Source organism: Nitrobacter sp. TKz-YC02 (assembly GCF_049852135.1).
GTDB classification, from domain to species: domain Bacteria; phylum Pseudomonadota; class Alphaproteobacteria; order Rhizobiales; family Xanthobacteraceae; genus Nitrobacter; species Nitrobacter vulgaris.
The window spans coordinates 3496661-3513444 of the sequence record NZ_CP180728.1 but is presented as its reverse complement, the minus strand read 5'-3'; the positions used below and the strand labels follow the sequence as shown (position 1 = coordinate 3513444).

12 protein-coding genes are annotated in these 16784 nt (G+C 56.8%); 3 read left to right on the top strand and 9 right to left on the bottom strand.

Features of this window, described 5'->3' with window-relative positions:
- Window positions 1–351: 351 nt before the first annotated feature.
- From ACM561_RS16865 to ACM561_RS16845, 5 genes are all read right to left on the bottom strand, one after another.
- Window positions 352–1725, bottom strand: a complete 1374-nt coding sequence (locus ACM561_RS16865) for a dicarboxylate/amino acid:cation symporter (protein ID WP_425906574.1) — start codon at window positions 1723–1725, stop codon at window positions 352–354.
- A gap of 391 nt (window positions 1726–2116) precedes the next feature.
- A complete protein-coding gene (locus ACM561_RS16860; protein WP_425906572.1) occupies window positions 2117–2491 on the bottom strand; it encodes a hypothetical protein in 375 nt (124 codons plus the stop codon).
- Between the two features lie 30 nt (window positions 2492–2521).
- Complete coding sequence (locus tag ACM561_RS16855) at window positions 2522–5641, bottom strand: efflux RND transporter permease subunit (protein ID WP_425906570.1); 3120 nt, start codon at window positions 5639–5641, stop codon at window positions 2522–2524.
- A gap of 8 nt (window positions 5642–5649) precedes the next feature.
- A complete protein-coding gene (locus ACM561_RS16850) occupies window positions 5650–7341 on the bottom strand; it encodes an efflux RND transporter periplasmic adaptor subunit (protein WP_425906568.1) in 1692 nt (563 codons plus the stop codon).
- A gap of 52 nt (window positions 7342–7393) precedes the next feature.
- Window positions 7394–7738, bottom strand: coding sequence for a hypothetical protein (locus ACM561_RS16845; RefSeq protein ID WP_425906567.1), 345 nt, complete (start codon window positions 7736–7738; stop codon window positions 7394–7396).
- A gap of 389 nt (window positions 7739–8127) precedes the next feature.
- Here ACM561_RS16845 and ACM561_RS16840 point away from each other — a divergent pair, with 389 nt between their 5' ends.
- A complete protein-coding gene (locus ACM561_RS16840; protein ID WP_425906565.1) occupies window positions 8128–8364 on the top strand; it encodes a hypothetical protein in 237 nt (78 codons plus the stop codon).
- Between the two features lie 48 nt (window positions 8365–8412).
- A complete protein-coding gene (locus ACM561_RS16835) occupies window positions 8413–8649 on the top strand; it encodes a hypothetical protein (protein ID WP_139372846.1) in 237 nt (78 codons plus the stop codon).
- A gap of 134 nt (window positions 8650–8783) precedes the next feature.
- On the opposite strand, the gene ACM561_RS16830 is transcribed toward ACM561_RS16835, so the two are convergent.
- The 4 genes from ACM561_RS16830 to ACM561_RS16815 form a co-directional block, all read right to left on the bottom strand.
- The gene (locus ACM561_RS16830; RefSeq protein WP_425906563.1) at window positions 8784–9719 is read right to left on the bottom strand and encodes a DUF2189 domain-containing protein; all 936 of its coding nucleotides are present in this window, start codon (window positions 9717–9719) and stop codon (window positions 8784–8786) included.
- A 1425-nt stretch (window positions 9720–11144) separates the two neighbouring features.
- Window positions 11145–12185: a sulfite exporter TauE/SafE family protein gene (locus ACM561_RS16825; RefSeq protein WP_425906562.1), complete on the bottom strand. Its 1041-nt coding sequence runs from the start codon at window positions 12183–12185 to the stop codon at window positions 11145–11147.
- Between the two features lie 93 nt (window positions 12186–12278).
- On the bottom strand, window positions 12279–13571 hold the full coding sequence (locus ACM561_RS16820; protein WP_425906560.1) for an ATP-binding protein: 1293 nt from the start codon (window positions 13569–13571) through the stop codon (window positions 12279–12281).
- Window positions 13568–14233 (bottom strand): response regulator transcription factor, encoded by a 666-nt coding sequence (locus tag ACM561_RS16815; RefSeq protein WP_425906558.1) that lies wholly within the window; start codon window positions 14231–14233, stop codon window positions 13568–13570. Before ACM561_RS16815 ends, ACM561_RS16820 begins: the two co-directional genes overlap by 4 nt.
- Before the next feature lie 467 nt (window positions 14234–14700).
- On the opposite strand from ACM561_RS16815, the gene ACM561_RS16810 reads away from it, so the two are divergent.
- The gene (locus tag ACM561_RS16810; RefSeq protein ID WP_425906556.1) at window positions 14701–16752 is read left to right on the top strand and encodes a TonB-dependent receptor; all 2052 of its coding nucleotides are present in this window, start codon (window positions 14701–14703) and stop codon (window positions 16750–16752) included.
- Window positions 16753–16784 lie beyond the last annotated feature (32 nt).

Genomic DNA, 16784 nt, shown 5'->3' with positions numbered 1-16784 from the left:
TCGGGATAGGCCATCAGCGGGCGGCTGGCTCATCCGCTTTGTCGTGCACGGCGGTGTCTCGAATTTCATTGTGGTGAGTGTATCGAGACCAACAAGGACGAGAGCCACTTTCATCTGATTTCACGCTCCCGAAGAGGAAAGCCTTACTCAAAGGTCGCCGGAAAAAATCCCCAAAGGTCGAGAGATATTGCAAAGATCCAATAGGGCGGCTTAGCGGCAGGAGTTGACCCGCCGTCGCGGTTACGCGACAAGATTTGGGGATACGGTTAACGCGGACAATGCTCGGCTGGCCTGAGGTCGTCGATCAAGAAGCCACACAAGAAGCTGGGGACGCGCGCTGGAGAGCCTTCCTCAGGATGTGGTACGGGTGGTCGGTGCCTGCGGCAGCAACGGATCGGGCGGCCCCATGGCGACCTCGGGTTCGGACGCTTCGAGTTCCGGTTTCTGATCGAGTACCCTGTGCATGCGTTCTTCGTCGAGCGCGTTCTCCCATTTGGCAATCACGACGGTGGCGACACCGTTGCCAACCAAGTTGGTCAGCGCACGCGCCTCGGACATGAAGCGATCGACCCCCAGGATCAGCGCAATGCTGGCAACCGGAATTGTGCCGACGGACGCGAGCGTCGCGGCCAGAACGATGAACCCAGATCCGGTCACACCGGCGGCGCCCTTCGAGGTGAGCAGCAACACGCCGATGATGCCGAGCTGTTGCCAAAGAGTCAGTTCGGTATTGGTCGCTTGCGCAAGAAAGATAGCCGTCATGGTCAGGTAGATACAGGTGCCGTCCAGATTGAAGGAGTAGCCGGTCGGGATCACGAGGCCGACGACCGACTGTTTGCAGCCCAAATTTCCCATCTTCTCGATCATGCGTGGCAGCACCGACTCGGATGACGATGTTCCGAGCACGATTAGAAGCTCTTCCTTGATGTAGTTGATGAACTTGAAGATGTTAAAGCCGACGAGCCACGCGATCCCGCCCAGCACGAAGATCACGAAGATCACGCAGGTCAGATAGAAGGACGCCATCAACTTCGCTAGCAGGAGCAGAGCGCCCAGGCCGTACTTTCCGATGGTGAACGCCATCGCGCCGAATGCACCGATCGGCGCCGCCTTCATGATGATGCCGACGATCCCGAAAAACGTATGCGAGACGATGTCGATAAAAGCCAGGACGGGACGGCCGCGCTCGCCCATCATGAACAGGCCGAAGGCGAACAGGATCGCGAACAACAGAACCTGCAGGATCTCGCCTTCCGCGAATGCACCCACCACCGTATTGGGGATGATGTGCATCAGGAACTCAACCGTACCCTGCTGGCCGGCCTTCGTGGTGTAGACTTGGATCGACTTGGTATCGAGCGCGTTGGTGTCCACATTCATGCCGGCGCCGGGCTGCAGGATGTTGACTACGATCAGGCCTGCGATTAGCGCGAGCGAGGTGACGACCTCGAAATAGACCAGTGCTTTAATTCCGACGCGCCCGACCTTCTTCATGTCGTCCATGCCGGCGATGCCGTGCACGACGGTGCAGAAAATGATCGGTGCAATCAGCATCTTGATCAGCTTGATGAATCCGTCGCCCAGCGGCTTCATGGCCTCTCCGAGATGCGGGTAGAAATGCCCCAGCAGGACGCCAAGCACGATGGCGGTGAGCACCTGGGCGTAGAGATGCTTGTAGAACGGCTTGAGCGGACTACCAGCCGTCGTCGAGCGTGCCGTCTCCATGTGCTCCCTCCCGTGGCTCCGACGCCGGTCAGCGTTCCGACGTCGGGCGGTTCGCGGACTTGTCGCCCGCTGCGTCCTTATTCCCAGCAACTTTCGTCCGTTGACGTGCTCGTGCAAGCGGCAGCAAGTCAATGGACTCGATATCGCAACGCCAGCAAGAACGGGCCATGTGGACGGTTGCCGGACGCACGCCGCGCGCTTCTGCGCTCACGCGAAGTAGAACATTTCCACGCATCCCGCTCGCCAAATAAGGCCAACAGACTTGCGTTACGAATGGCAGCGCGATCGCTGCCAACGCCCGGATCAGGTCCATGGTCACGAGAAACGAACGGCGCGGGACATGAGGCAGTCGCCGACCATTTTTGCGGCTGCTCTCGCAAATAACAGTCGCTTATTCGACCGTATATCGAGCGGTTAGGGAATGACCGTGCACGTTGCCCGAGAACACGACCCGCACTTGCGGCGCCAGTTCGGTCTCGGCCTTGCCGACCATCATGTTAGGATTAACTGGCTTGAGCTGCACGGTGACAGTCTTGCCGCCTTGCTGGACCGTTGCGCGGCCCTTCATCTCCTTGGTCGGCAGGGGCGATCCATCATGATCACCGATATAGAAGATCATCTCCCCTCCCTTGTGGACGAACTCGATCGCATGTCCCTGCGAGGTGACGACCGGCCCGTCGTTATTGCCTTTCTTCGTTTGGGCCGTAGCTGGGCCGACAGAGGCTGTCAGGGCGACGATCATGACCAGGAAGATATATTTCTGCATTGCATTTCTCTGTTTGGGGTTGGGTGAGGGTCAGAAGGCTTCCGCTAGTTCGGAAGTTGCGGCGTGTTCGGTCAGAAGGCGGTTCAAAGGTTTTTGGCCGAACAATAGGAACAGGATCGGCGTCACGACGGTGTCGAGCGCCGTTGCGCTCAGCAGGCCGCCGAAGATCGTGACAGCGACGGGATGGAGGATTTCCCGCCCCGGCTCGTCGGCGCTGAGCAGCAATGGCGTCAGGGCGAGGCCTGCACACAGCGCCGTCATGAGAACGGGGCTCAGGCGTTCCAGACTGCCCCGCACGATCAGGCGGCGGCCGAAGCGTTCACCCTCGTGCACAGCAAGATTGACGTAGTGAGATATTTTCAAAATCCCGTTGCGGGCCGAGATGCCCGCGAGCGTGATGAAGCCGACCATGGAGGCGACCGACAATGGCTCACCCGTGATGGTCAAGGCGATCACGCTCCCAATCAACGCCAGGGGGATGCCACCCATGATGATGAACGCTAGCGCAACCGATCGGTATCGCCCGTAAAGAACGATGAAAATCATCGACAGCGACACCAACGACAGAATGCCAATCCGCAATGCCGCTACCTCTTGTGCTTGGAACGCTCCCTCGAGGTTGGTCGTATAACCCTGCGGGAAGCTGATCTCGGCCAAGGTACGCCGGATGTCTGACGCGATCTCGGTCATGTCGCGGCGTCCGTCGCCGTTTCCGTAAACGACGATTCTGCGTTGCGTGCCTTCCCGCTGGATCTGGTTCGGTCCGTCGGTCTCGGTGACCTGCGCGAGCTCCTTTAAGGGGATGAACCCGGACGACGTCGGTATCAAGAGATCCCGGAGGCCGCTGGTCGACCTGTTCTGATCGGACAAACGCATGACGACATCGAAGCGGCGATTGCCGTCGACGATCTGCGAGACCTTGCGACCATTCGAGAGGGTGTCCAGTGCCTGCGTGATTGCCGCGGGCGTCAGGCCGTGGAGGGCGGCGCGCTCGTGATCAACCTGGATCCGTACCTGCGGAATGAGCACCTGCTTCTCCACCTGGAGATCGACCAGCCCGGAGATTGGTGTCAACCGCTGGCGGGTGGCTTCCGCCAACTGACGCAGCGTATCGAGGTCTTGCCCATAGATCTTGAGGACGATCTGGGCGCGAACGCCAGACTGCAAATGATCAAGCCGATGGCTGATTGGCTGTCCGATTGCGACGGAGGCGGGTAAGGCTGACAGTTTGCCCCGGATGTCAGCGTAGATATCGGTCTTGTGCCGTGTCGATGGAGTCAGATCGACATCAATCTCGCTGTAATGCACGCCCTCGGCATGTTCATCGAGTTCGGCGCGGCCGGTTCGGCGTCCGACTGATTTCACCTCCGGCACCCGCGACAGAAGCTGTTCGGCCAAAAGGCCGAGACGATTCGACTCCACCAGCGAAATGCCCGGGTTGTACTGAAGGGATAGCACCAGCGTGCCTTCGTTGAAGGGCGGGAGAAAACTGCGCGGCAACATGACCGCGGCATATCCAGCGACCAGAACCGCAATGCTGACTGCGCCGAGAACGAGTCTCCAGCGATCGAACGCCCAGGCGAGGAGCCGCCGATTGCCTTGCTTCAGCATTCGCACGACGATGCTGTCGCGCTCGCGCGAACGAGCCTTTCCAGAGAGCAGATAGTAGGAGAGGACGGGTGTAACGGTCACCGACGTCAGCAAAGACGCCAATATGGAAACGATGTAGGCGATGCCGAGCGGGGTGAACAGCCGCCCCTCGATTCCGGGAAGCGCGAACAACGGCACAAAAACCAGGACGGTAATCATCGTCGCATAGACGATGCCGGAGCGGATCTCCTGGCTCGCTTGCGCGATTACTTCGAGAACGGGTCGGGGATTGCGCTGCGCGCGGTTCTCCCGAAGCCGTCGTAGGATATTTTCGACGTCAACGACTGCGTCATCAACCAGTTCGCCGATCGCAATCGCAAGGCCTCCGAGCGTCATCGTGTTGATAGTGAGTCCGAAGGCGCCGAAAACCAGAGCGGTCACCAGGATCGATATCGGAATGGCGGTCAATGATACGACCGTCGCACGCGCGTCGAGCAGGAAAATGAAGAGGATCACGGCGACGACGATCGAGGCCTCAACGAGGACTCGCTCGACATTGCGGATCGAGGTCTCGATGAACGTGGCCTGCCGGAACTGGACGTTTGTGACGGAGATTCCAGCAGGCATCGTAAGCTGCAAATCTCGCAGTGTGGCTTCGATCTCGCGGGTCAGTACCACGGTATCCGACGCGGGTTGCTTCTGGACGCTTACAATGACGGCTGGCTTGCCGTTGTAGCCGGCATCGCCTCGCTTGACGCGCGGAGCGAAATCGACCCGCGCCACTTGCTTCAGCAAAATGGGTTGATGGTCGCGGCCCGCAACAACGGTATTGCCAAGGTCGTCGATCTTCCTCGTTAGTCCCACGTTCCGGATTAGGAATTCCCGGCCGTGCTGATCAACGAATCCTCCACCGGTGTTGGTGCCGAAACGTGTAACAGCTCGCTCGATCTGTTCATGTGTGACGCCAAGGGCCTGCATCGTGGCAACGTTCGGCGTCACCCGATATTGCCGAACCTCGCCGCCGATGGGGATGACCTGAGCGACGCCCGGAATGGCGAGCAACCGCGGCCTGATCACGAAATCGGCGATCTCGCGCACGTCCATCGCCGACGCCTTGCCCTCCGTGGTGAGCGCGATCAACATGATCTCGCCCATGATGGAGGTGACCGGACCCATTCGTGGATTCACGGATGTGGGCAATTGCTCGCGGATCAGCGCGAGGCGTTCCGAAACGAACTGGCGCGCCCGGTAGACATCGACGCCCCAATCGAATTCGACGTAAACCACCGAAAGCCCTACGCCGGAGACTGAACGGACGCGGAGGACGCCGGGCATGCCGTTCATCGAGGTTTCGATTGGAAACGTGACGAGTTGTTCGACTTCTTGCGGGGCAAGCCCCTCCGCCTCGGCCAGGATGTTGACTGTCGGTCGGTTGATATCCGGAAAGACGTCAATCGAGATGCGTGGAAGCACGAACAGGCCGTAAGCGATAAGGACGGCCGCTGCTGCCAGTACGAACAGGCGATTACGCAAACTCGTCTGCACGATGAGCTTGAACATGATGGCTCCTAGCGGATCTGGTTGATGAGGTCCGCGCCGCGCACGACGACCCGATCGGAGGCATTAAGGCCGGCTGTGACGATTATGTTTTTGGCATCGAGCGGCTCTATCCGGACGGGTCTCGGCTCGAAACGTTCAGGGGCGACATGCACCCAGACGACGCTCTCGCCGTTGTTACTCTTCACCACGGCATCGCGTGGAAAGATCAAACCCTGCTTCGCCCTGCCGCCCTGGACGAGCACGGTGACGGGTTGGCCGATGCGAAGGCCCGAAAGAGGTTCCGGAATGGAGAAATGAACCACGGTCGCGTGCTGTCTCAGGGCGCGGCTGGTTCCGAGATAGGACAAAAGAAACGAGGTGCCGTCCGAATCTGACGCCGTTGCTTGGACAGGACCCGCGGGATCAAGCTCGTCGTAGGCCAATGCTTCGACCCAGAGTCCTTGAGGATCGGCGATTTCGAACAGAATGTCTTGCGCCTGAACGACCTGACCAGGCACGGCCTTGGCCGCTGTGATGACGCCATCGGTCGATGCCCGCAAAAGCTCATAGTCACCGCGAGAGTTGCGCATGGTCTCGCGTCGGGCCCACAATCCTGCCAGTTCACTCTCAAGATCGTTGAGCTGACCCATCGGCGCCGCACCGCGTTCAACCAATGGCCGCAGACGTTTGATCTTGGTTTCGGCGACCGCGATGAGTTGCTCGATTTCCCCCATCTTCTCGGAAATCGTCGTGCGGTCTGCCACGGGCAGATAAGGTTCGATCCGGAGAAGCGTTTCTCCCTTGGTGACTTTCTGCCCGATACGCGGCAACGTTCCGTCGTTGGGGACGATGCGGCCGCCGTAAATGCTTTGGACAATGCTACTGCGATTTGGATCGCCGATAATGCGGCCAATCAAGTTAAATGCTGGCCGTGCGGTTCGGGGCTCGGTGGTAGCCGTGCGAATATCAAGTAGGCGCTGCGTCGGTTTGGCAGCAAACGCGGTGCCGTCCGGCAGCCGTCGTGGGGCATCGCTTTGAGCTTGTAGCTGTGGCGTGCTGGCCGACATTCCTGCGTTCTGCAATCCGGCGGATGCGGCGGCTGCCAGAAACACGCAAGCTCCAGATGTCAGCCCGGCGATGTAGGACGCGTTGCGCCGTCCTCGACGTCTCAGATAACCGAACAGCAGCCCGAGGATGATTCCCGCGAAAACAAGGGCTTCCGCGGTCCCCATCGGAGAGAGCCGTGTCGAATTACGCCGCATGTTCGGTTCGATCGGCGGGGAGGGGGTAAAGGAATCGACGAGCAGGTCATCACCCTTTCCACCATTGATCGCGAAGATCACCTCCGTCGATCCGGAACGGACCAGATCAGGAAAGGGAATTGTATAGCCGTTCGGGTCGCGCTCGGCTTCGATGGCTTCCGTGTCGCCGATCGTGACCTGCACGGTGACATCCGTGACCGGTTGGTTAGACACGGCGTCATCGACGAATATCGAAAACTTGCCGTTCTTCAGGACGCCGACGACCTCGTAGCGATCAGATTGCGCCGTCACCCGGGGGAACACAGACGAGGCGGCTGCCAATTTTTGATCGTCGCCATGATCGTGCCCCTCATGGGCGGCCGAAACAGAAAGACTGAGCACGAAGGCAAACAGACAGCCAAATCCAATGGCGCCAAGCCTTACGAACTGCCCACGCGGGCAGCATTGATTCAGGAACATTGAAAACCCCTTCAGACACGCGAATTTGCGGCAGCCGAAAGGGCCGCCCGGACTACGCGATGCTGAGGGTACTTGGCGGGCGGATCAGAGCGCCCGGATCGATGCCGTCCGCGCGCTCCGATGGAGGCAGTTGGGCAACGCCAACAAACCCAGACGGATCAGCCAAAATGGGTGCAGTCGGAATGGTAACGGACACGCAGAACAGCATGCAGAACGAAGGCGGGAGGGCGCCATCATGGTCGTGATCGGTTGGGCTGTGAACGTGGCCCTCGGCGATGTCACCATGATGGACATGCACATGACCTGCGAGGTGGCCGTGGTAGTGCATGGAACCGTTCAGGACAACGGCTGGTTCAGGCAGCACGCCAGAGGCAGCTGAAGCCTGAGAAATCGACATCAACATAGTCTGAAGCAAAAGCGCCCACCGCCAGGAACATGAGTGTTCTTGCGAGAGGGAGAAATCGGAGGTGCCGCTTGTGGCTCATTGCGGTCAAACTAGGAGAGAATCGAGCGGCAAACAAGGTGCCATCTTCGTACACGGGCTCGTGTCGTATCGCAGCGACACCGCAGCTTGGTTCCGCGAACGCTGACGTTTGTCGCGCTTGGCGCCGGAGATCATCGATTTAGCTGCATGACCGTTGACACTACGAGAATGGGCTTTTTATTCGGGGCATGGGGATCTGCGATCTCCCCACGAATAAGTGATCGGTGATGCGGACGGCGGTTTGCAAGTGCCGTTTCGGCACAGAACCTGGAAACCCCGCCGAGGACACGCAAGGGGATTCGATGAGTGATGATGAAGGCCAAGGCCAACCAGCGGGGCCGAGATCTCTCCACGACCTTCCCATTGATACCGCGATCAGACTTCGCTGGGTGTTGCGTGACATCCGAGCGGGGCGCAAACTGCTCGCGCCATCGAGCGATGATTTGACGTTGCTTGCGGAGCGCCGCTTGATCAGCGTGGATAACGGTAAGCTCGTGCTAACGGATGCATCAAATTCGGTAATTGACAGCCCCACTTAGAAAACCCACGTCAAAGCACTAGCGGAGCCGAAACCCTGGAGGCGAAAAGTGCCTGACCTAGACCCGCTCGAATCTGTTGCCGCGTCCGAATTGGTTTCGTCATCGCTGCTTGCCGCGCTAATCCCAGCGCTGGTCAATCGCGGCGTCCTGACTCAGCAAGATGCCACTGAGATTTATGAAAACGCCCTGATGTTGCTTGAAATGCAACAGGGTGCCGATCCTGCTGTGCAACATGTCTACGAAACAGCTCGTGAGTTGATCGAAGCGCATTTGCGGCCGGAATAGAAAACCCCGCCGAAGCGGGGTTTTCCAAGACTATTTGAAGACGATAATCGGTTGGAGTCTGTGTTGAGCGATCCGCGCGCGCCGGCCGCCTCGATTTCCATCGAGACGGCCTTGCGAGAGCGAACCTTTTTCCATCAATCCGAACTATCGAAGAACCGGTGCTTGCGCCCGTAAGGGGGCAACAAGACCGACGGGAAATCGGCCGCGTAACGCTGTTCTCTCTCAACTTGCTCGGGCTCATGCGCTGACGACGTTAAAGGACTCTCGATCGCCTTGCGATAGAGATGCCACGTCGCATGACCAAGCAACGGCATGATAACCGTGAGACCGAGGAAGAAGGGAATCGACCCGAGCGTCAGCAAGATAGCCACGATCAGACCCCATTCCGCGGCTGCGATTGGATTCTTCGCCACCACGCGCATCGACGTCTGAATGGCATCGCTCATATCGGCGTGTTGATGAAGCATCAGCGGGAACGACACAATGCTGATGCACAAGGCAACGGCTGCGAACAGGAATCCGACGCCGAGGCCGATCATGATCATGCGCAAGCCCTCGGACGTGGTGAAGACCTGCGTGAGGAAATCGGGAATTGCCGAAGCCGGGATATCGCCGTAGGTGGACACGTAGATCGCGTGCGCCGTTACCACCCAAGCGACAAAAATAGCAAGCAACAGCGCACCCAGTCCAAGCATCGACCCGAACGATGGTGCCCGCAGCACGCGGAATGCGTGCCAGGCTGACGCGTCCATACCGAGTTCGCGCCGATAGCTCAGTTCATAAAGCCCTAGCGCCGCAAATGGTCCGATCAAGGCAAAGCCTGCGGCGATCGGAACCAGCATCGGCAAAACCGAGTAGCCGAGCACCATCCGCCACAGCAGAATTCCGATTATGGGATAGATAACGCAAAGGACGATGGCGTGGCTGGGAACCGCCTTGAAGTCTTCCCAACCCAGCCGCAAGGCTTCGAGAAGGTCGGAGAAACCGATGTGGCGGATCACGGGTCCGTCTACGGCGACAGTTTCTGAGGGTGGGGGTGACGTGCCTTCGAGAGGATAATAAGTGGCCATGTTCGTTGTCTCCCTTTCGCGGGGTCGATCTCTGGCCGCCGGAAGGCGCGAGTTCGCCCCTTCAGAAACGATCACGATCAAGACCAGACGCGAGAGCACAACCAACCTGATCTTGCCGCGACCTGTAAGGCAATTCTAACCCCGATTTCTGATGTTAGTTGCTCACTCTTCAGTGAGTTTGTGCTGCGGGATGCATCGGTTATTATTTGTTCGGATGGGGTGCGTGGCCAGGTCCATCCGGGATTGGCTGCGTATCTCCGACCAAAGACCCGCCGGTGGGTCTCCCTTGCCGGCGGGTTTTTGTCGAAGCTCGCGACGAGCAAAATAGCCCAAAACTGATGTGCGATGTGCTAGGGTGGTTGCAACCAGCACCCGACCACATTGGAGGAGACGCAAGGTGATAGGACAGATAGCGTATGTGTCTATTACAGCGGGCCTTTCATATACCCTCGCTGTACGTGCTCTCAAAAGGCGCGAGCGGATCACGCTGGCGATAGAACAAGACGCTGCGCCAGCTTTCCGTGATCTTTTGATCGAGGGTGGCCTCTTGTTTGCAAGTGGTCTTTTTGGCCTTTTGGCTGCATTTTATTTGGCTATCTGCGTGTCGAGATATTGGGTGAATTACTAGAGGACTTGAGACATCGCCGTGCGTCTTTGATTTGCCGCTCAGACACCCCAGCCGCCCTTGCGACCGCTTCGGCATTGCCTCTCCGGCGGCCGCCCCTCTCCGGCCCGCACATCAACGCAGGTCGTGACCCAAATCCACTCCTTGACGGTTTTGATCGATATGTCGGTTTTGGCGCCACGAAGCAGACACACCAATCCGAACCTGCACCAGATGACGATAGCGAGAATGATGCGCCATTTTACGTGAATATATCAATTAGATACACAACTCCACTGCGGCTCGCTCCATCGTTCTTCATTTGGGTCAGCATGGGTAAGTAGCAGTAGACTGCTCCTGGCGTTAGGTCACAACGCGGTGCATGTCGTTTTCTTATTCTGGGGGGCGACGGAAATGCTTCGAGGACTACGAAATCGGAGAGCCCTAAGCCTCGGAGTGATGGGCTTCGCTGCAGCGATTTTTCTCGCTATAGCGCTCATTTATATGTTCGGCGGATTCAGTCCGACTACTCCAGCGCTGCCTGCAACAACGCCCGCGCCAACACAGTAGTCGCCGGCTCAATCATGCAGCGCGGAGTCGCGAGGCCAATTGTTCAATTGCAGCGGCTTCGTTGTCCTCGTTACCACTACCGTGAAAGCGGACGAACTCGCGCACTATGGACAGTTTCGAATGCACCAAGCCAACATGCGATAGTCGCAACATGGTAGCGAGGGGCAAATGATAGACGGTGAATTTTTCTCAAATTGCGCTCGTAGCGATCTTGGTCGCTTCAATTCTCTGTGCCACCTGGACCGATGTTCTCAGTCGAATTTGATTTTGCTAATCAAACGGTTGTGGTGATCAAAAAAATAGGCTTCATACGATATTCCTTTCAGAGCATACACCTTTTCGATACCGACTTTTTCGGCGCCGCCTTGCAAAGATTGAACGTAGCGTTGTCGATCAACTGAAAGAGATGACAGCGGAACAGCGTTCTCGATTTCCAAGCCTTCGTCGTACCTAAGCTCCGCAAGATAGACCAAGGTATTCCAAGTTAAACGAGCGCTTAATTCTTCAGCCTTGATAGTCACTATGAGATCGGGATCATTTGCAAGTTTAATATCGACAACCGCGCGGTTCAGCATCAATACGCCAGAAAGTACCATGGCAGTATATCCAGCTCGCATGAACAGTCCCCTGGATACTCTAGGCAAGACGAATTTCATTAAGCCAGAGGAGAGAACAGCGGCCAGCGCCACGAGCAAGCCGATTTCTATGGTTTTGAGATGAAACAAACCCAATGACGCATAAAGATAGAGCTTGATCAAATGGAGTAGGACTTCATTCGCCGCTCTGGTAGCGATGATTTCATCGTTGTCTAAACCGCAGCGAAAATAAAACCGGTTAAACAGGACACCAACCGCACCTGTCAGACCAGAAATGAAACCTGCCAAAAGGCCGACCAGTCTGATTTGCCATGGTGGAACAGTGAGCGATGCGGATGCGGTATGTTTTGTTTCCTGCTTTCTAAAGAGCCAAAGAAGATTGGAGATTAGAAATAGGCTGATGCACAACTCCAGATACATCGGTTGAAGATAACTCAACATCTTCGCGCCTAAAATCACTCCCAACATGGCCGTCGGCAAGAACAACTTGGCGATATCCCAACGGATGACGTTAAAAAATATCCAGATTCTGGAAAAGGAGCTTGTTGCTGTTCCTAGGGTGACCGCTGCTGGCACCTGGCTTAGCGGGAGTGAGTAGCCAAGGATTGGGATCAGCAATAATCCGGCGCCACCGCCACAAAATGCGCTGAGAGAAAACGCAGTAAGCGCTGCAACAAAAAGAAAAAAGTAGATCATGGGGTCATCGATTCTACGAACGAAAATCGTGAGTTTCGGGTGTCCCGGGTGAAGCGTGAACGCAGGCCGACTCGCGCCGAAGGATACTGTCGTCTACGCAGAACACTGGTTGAAAATCATTGTGGCGACTGTGCCTTGAACGTCTGCTCGTCTCTGGTGGAACAGCCGGATGTTGTTGCGATCCGCAGCCGCTTTGGCGATCGCCAAACCAAGACCGCTTCCTTCAATCTCCTGCGGCGCGCCTCGATAAAAACGATCGTAGATGAAAGGCATGACATCATTCGGGATGCCGGGTCCGCTGTCCGTTACGTCTATTCGGGGCTGATTTTCAGAGAGAGAGAGTTTCACCGTGACCACACTGTCCCGCGATGAATAGCAAATCGCATTGTCGATAAGAATCGACAAAATCTTTCGAACCGCGATATCGTCTGCATCAACTGATGCGGGATTTACGATGTCTCTCTCGAGATGGATTCCACTTGCACACGCCGAGGTGACAAACTCTGTCAAGATTGAGGTGATAAGAGCGGCAAGGTCGATTGTTCGATTGCAGACCGCGGGACTGCCTTCAGATCTGGCCATTTCCAGCAACTGGTGTGCCAAATGAGACGATCGTCGTACACCATCACCGAGCTCGTTTGCCAATTCTCTGGATTGTTCACTGAGATCAGATGCTAGCAAATTGTCGGTCTGTATTTGCAACGCTGCAAGGGGTGTCCGGAGTTCGTGAGCGGCGTCGGCAACAAAACGTTGCTGGGTTTCCAATGCCTGACGATAGCGCTCCACAAGTTGATTGATTGCTGCAATGAGCGGAACGATCTCGGTCGGTATGTCCTTGGGCTGAAGAGATTCGCGCGCCTCGAGGCTTCGGTTGCCGATTGCGGATGATAGGCGGTGAAATTCGCGCAGGGTTCGTCCGATGGACCAACGTATCAGAAGCCATGCGAGCGGCACGGCCAGTAGCAAAGGAAGTGCGGCGCCCGTGGCAGCAAACGCCGCAATCTCGCGGCGGGCACTCCAGGCTTGAGCAATCAGAGCGTTGTGGTGGGCAGTGCTCCATCGATAGACTCGCCACAGTTGACCATCTACGACAGCATCGGCCAAGCCGGGTTGGTGCGTCCAAGGTATGTCGACTGAAGGTCCGCCGTGGTAAACATTGGCCCCAGAGAGATCCCAGACGCGGACCACGAGCCGGTCTTCATCCTCCGTTTCAAAGTCCATTGGCGTTTTTTTACTGGTATTGATCGCAATTTCCTGCAACTGAGCATCGAGGAACTTGTTAGCTTCGTAGGTTACTAAGACGAATGATGCGGCTGCGGCAGCCAAGCAGAAAGCTGCCAGCAATGCCGTGATCGGAGCGAGTATTGTCCTCAGCAGCGAATTCATGACTCGCCTTTGATGACCACCCAGCCCGCTCCACGGATGTTGTGGATCATGTCCTTGCCGAATTTCTTTCGTAGGCCGTGTATGACGACATCGACGGCGTTGCTCTGGATTTCCTCGCCCCAGCCGTAAATTCGCATTTCAATTTGCGAGCGGGACAGAATGGTTCCGGGATGTTCCATCAGAGCATACAACACCGAGAACTCACGGGCGGACAGCGTTGCTTCGACGTCTCGGAAGGTTGCGACGTAAGTGGATGGATTCAGGGTAATGTCCTTGCTGGTCATCAATGCGCTTGTTCGGACATTTGTTCGTCGAACCACGGCTCGAATCCGGGCCAGCAGGGTACGAAGGTCGAACGGCTTTATGAGGTAATCGTCGGCGCCGAGATCGAGGCCTGTCACAATATCCTCTACGTGATCTCGCGCTGTTATGATGAGGATGGGCGGCATTTTCCTGCTGCTTCGCATTGCCTTCAGGATTTCGAATCCCGACATCTCCGGAAGCCCGATATCGAGCAGCGCGGCGGCGTGCTCCGCGCGCGTGAGCGCAGCTAACCCGTCGGCCCCATCGCGGATCCAATCCACCGTCATGCCGTTTCGCCCAAGGCCTCGGACCAGCGCTTTGCCAAACATCGCATCGTCTTCGATCAATAGCAGGCGCATTGTAACCGTTGGCTTGTGGGTTGGGTTCGAATGTCAATCGCTATTTGGGAACTTCCACTCGCTTAGAGCTGGTTTTCGAGCTCGATCAATAGCCTCGGAGATAACCTAGAGGCATTCTAAATCTGATCTAATCTTCACCTAATTCTACTCTTGCAGAAGCACGCGGGGATTTATCGGGATTCGGGGGAATACATCTTATGACTAACGTGGGTTGCTGGGTCGCGCGCTTTGGTCGGCGCTCATTTCTTCTGTCAACGAGCGCCGCGGTCGCGTTTGGCGCCGGAATGTTGGCGGACAGCGGCTCCACGTTTGCACAAGAATCGCGATCGTCCGACACGACATTGCCGAAGGTGACGATTGATGCGCCAACACAGACACAGCCCCGGCGTCGTCGCGCGTCAACTGCTGCACCGAGAACTGTAAGGTCGAGCCGTCAGGTCGCTGCTTCCGCACCCACGCCTAAACATATGCCGAGCGTGAACAGCCAGGACGCAAAGACAGGGCAGTCGGGCTACATCACCCAAAGCATAACCACCGCGACGCGGACGAACACGCCTCTTATCAACGTCCCCCAGTCGGTCACCGTGCTGACGAAGGAGTTCATCAAGGACACAGCCATCCTGTCGGTCGGCGAGGCCACGCGCTACGTGCCGGGCGTGATCTACCATCAAGGCGAAGGCCATCGAGACGATCTCGTAATCCGTGGACAGCGGACCAATGCGGATTTCTTCACAAATGGAATTCGGGACGACGTGCAGTATTTCCGCGACGTCTACAATCTTCAGCGGCTTGAGGTTCTGAAGGGCCCCAATGCTATGATCTTCGGGCGCGGCGGCGGCGGCGGCGTGGTCAACCGAGTGTTGAAGGAGGCCGATGGCACGTCGGTTCGGGAGTTCACGGTCTGGGGAAATTCCTATCCGGGCGCGCGTATGACGGCCGACATCGGGCAGGCCATCAATGAGAATTGGGCGGCCCGTTTCAATGCAATGTATGAAAACACGAGTAGCTACCGAGATTTTGTCCATCTCGATCGCTGGGCCGTCAATCCAACCGTCACTTTTGCACCAAACGATACCACGACGGTCAAGCTGAGCTATGAGCACCTGCACGATAATCGGACCGTTGATCGTGGCGTCCCTTCGCAGATCCGCCCCGGTAACGCTTTTCCGCGATTTCCATACGACACGTCGTCATCGACGTTCTTCGGCAATCCTCTTCTGAGCTATGCAATCGCTGACGTTGATATTGGTATGGCGATTATCGAGCACGATTTCGAAAACGGATTCTCGGTCCGTAACGCCACCCAAGCGGCGAATTACAACAAGTTCTATCAGAACGTTTTTCCGGGTGGCGGCGCCAATGCGGGCGCGGTTAACCTTGCTGGTACATCCAGCAATCTTTCATCTTACAATAACGAAACGGACCGATCCAACCTCTTCAATCGAACAGACGTAACCTATAAGTTCGATGCCGGTTGGACGCGCCACACGGTCCTATTCGGAGGGGAGCTCGGTCGTCAGAGCGGTCTGAACTTTCGTCAAAGCGGCTTCTTCAACGGCGTGGCTTCGACGATCACGGTCGATCCAAGAAATCCTGTTTCCTATGTGCCCGTGACGTTCAGAAACAACGGCACTACGGATGCAAACAATACCTACAACCTCAATCTTGGTGCGGCCTTCCTTCAGGATCAGATTGAAATCACCCGCTATCTGCAATTGATCGCTGGCGTGCGGTTCGATCATTTCGACCTCCAGTCACGAGATCGGCGGACCAACGTGGTGCTGGGCCGGGTCGACGATCTGGTGTCGCCGCGTGTGGGCATCGTTTACAAACCGATAGACAATCTGTCGATCTACGGCAGCTATAGCGTGTCGTACCTGCCGAGCGCAGGCGATCAGTTCAGCTCGCTCAATCCCGGGCTGGTGATTGCAAAGCCGGAGAAGTTTGTGAACACCGAGATCGGGGTCAAATACGATATCGTGCCTCGCCTTCAGTTCGCTGCGGCAGTGTATGATCTCGATCGGACCAACCAACGTATCCCGGATCCAGTCAATATCGGGTTTTTTCTCCTCAACGGGCAGACCAAGACGCGAGGCTTTGAAGCGTCCCTTGCCGGTTACATCACGGATGCATGGCAGGTCACCGGTGGGTATTCCTACACGGATGCTCGGATTGCAAACAATCTCTCGGCAACGATTGTTGCCGGAAACCGCGTGGGGCTCGTTCCCTATAATACCTTCTCTGTCTGGAACAAATATCAGTTCGATCCCATGTGGGCCGGCGGTATAGGCGTGATCCATTATTCGAACTTCTTTGCCTCGTCCGACAACACCGTCCGCCTTCCGGAATTTACGCGCGTTGATGCCGCAGTCATCCTGACTTTGAACCCGACGTGGCGCGCTCAGCTGAACATCGAGAACTTGTTCGATCAAAAATACTTCTCGACCGCAGATGGTAACAATAACCTTATGCCCGGATCACCGCGTGTGTTCCGGCTGCAGGCCACAGCGAGGTTCTGAACGTTTGAAGCAGGCGTGGCGCCGAGCATCGG

What these genes read in the sequence shown, in the direction of transcription:
- ACM561_RS16865 (WP_425906574.1), bottom strand. Translation starts at nt 1,725, where the DNA reads ATGGAGACGGCACGCTCGACGACGGCTGGTAGTCCGCTCAAGCCGTTC.
- ACM561_RS16860 (WP_425906572.1), bottom strand. Translation starts at nt 2,491, where the DNA reads ATGCAGAAATATATCTTCCTGGTCATGATCGTCGCCCTGACAGCCTCT.
- ACM561_RS16855 (WP_425906570.1), bottom strand. Translation starts at nt 5,641, where the DNA reads ATGTTCAAGCTCATCGTGCAGACGAGTTTGCGTAATCGCCTGTTCGTA.
- ACM561_RS16850 (WP_425906568.1), bottom strand. Translation starts at nt 7,341, where the DNA reads ATGTTCCTGAATCAATGCTGCCCGCGTGGGCAGTTCGTAAGGCTTGGC.
- ACM561_RS16845 (WP_425906567.1), bottom strand. Translation starts at nt 7,738, where the DNA reads ATGTCGATTTCTCAGGCTTCAGCTGCCTCTGGCGTGCTGCCTGAACCA.
- ACM561_RS16840 (WP_425906565.1), top strand. Translation starts at nt 8,128, where the DNA reads ATGAGTGATGATGAAGGCCAAGGCCAACCAGCGGGGCCGAGATCTCTC.
- ACM561_RS16830 (WP_425906563.1), bottom strand. Translation starts at nt 9,719, where the DNA reads ATGGCCACTTATTATCCTCTCGAAGGCACGTCACCCCCACCCTCAGAA.
- ACM561_RS16825 (WP_425906562.1), bottom strand. Translation starts at nt 12,185, where the DNA reads ATGATCTACTTTTTTCTTTTTGTTGCAGCGCTTACTGCGTTTTCTCTC.
- ACM561_RS16820 (WP_425906560.1), bottom strand. Translation starts at nt 13,571, where the DNA reads ATGAATTCGCTGCTGAGGACAATACTCGCTCCGATCACGGCATTGCTG.
- ACM561_RS16815 (WP_425906558.1), bottom strand. Translation starts at nt 14,233, where the DNA reads ATGCGCCTGCTATTGATCGAAGACGATGCGATGTTTGGCAAAGCGCTG.
- ACM561_RS16810 (WP_425906556.1), top strand. Translation starts at nt 14,701, where the DNA reads ATGCCGAGCGTGAACAGCCAGGACGCAAAGACAGGGCAGTCGGGCTAC.